This window comes from Wolbachia endosymbiont of Madathamugadia hiepei (assembly GCF_013366855.1).
In the GTDB taxonomy this organism is placed as follows: domain Bacteria; phylum Pseudomonadota; class Alphaproteobacteria; order Rickettsiales; family Anaplasmataceae; genus Wolbachia.
In genome coordinates, this window is record NZ_WQMP01000203.1 from 1 (window position 1) to 782 (window position 782).

Genomic DNA, 782 nt, shown 5'->3' on the forward strand with positions numbered 1-782 from the left:
CACCACTTGTCATCCCAGTGCCTTGACACTGGGATCTATTGTTATCACAAACTGAATCTAGACTCATCCTCCCATCCTGATCAATGATAATCTTCATCGGCAAGTTATGCTTTTGCTGCCAGTATATGTCGAGCTCATCACCGAATGTACAGCACATAACCAGTCCGGTGCCTTTATCTATTTTGACCTTATCATCGGCTATTACTGGAACTTTTGCCCCTGTTATTGCTACTGTAGCTGTTTTTCCAATCAAATGAGTGTAGCGCGCATCCTCTGGGTGGCAAAAAACTGCAACGCACGCCGGAAGCAGCTCAGGTCGTGTGGTTGCAATGTTGATCTGCTCATTCTCTTCAGTGGAAAAAACTATCGTGTTTAAGGATGACTCAAAGACTTTATCCTCTATTTCTGCTTGCGCAATTGCGGTTTTGTCAACCGGGTCCCAAAGGATGGGTTGCATTTTCCTGTATGCATACCCCTTGTTATATAGGTCAATGAACGACATTTGAGAAAGCGTCACAGTCTCCTTGCTGATCGTGTGATACTCCAAACTCCAGTCATAACTAATGCCGACTGATTTAAATAATTCCTTGAATTCTTGCTTTGATTTTTCAATAACCTCATGGCACATCTCTATAAATTTCTCCCTGCCAACTTCTTTTGCACGGGTTTTATAGGTTTGTTCGACCAATCTTTCGGTGGGAAGCCCGTTATCATCAAACCCAATTGGATAAAACACATCTTTCCCCAGCATGCGCTGAAACCTTGCAATGAAGTCCGTGTGG

Annotated in this window: 1 protein-coding gene; it reads right to left on the minus strand. The window is 43.5% G+C overall.

Annotation, left to right across the window (positions count from 1 at the left end; all coding sequences use genetic code 11):
* Positions 1–782 (minus strand): class I tRNA ligase family protein (locus GO685_RS05370; RefSeq protein ID WP_175937887.1); only part of this gene is annotated, 782 nt, incomplete at both ends.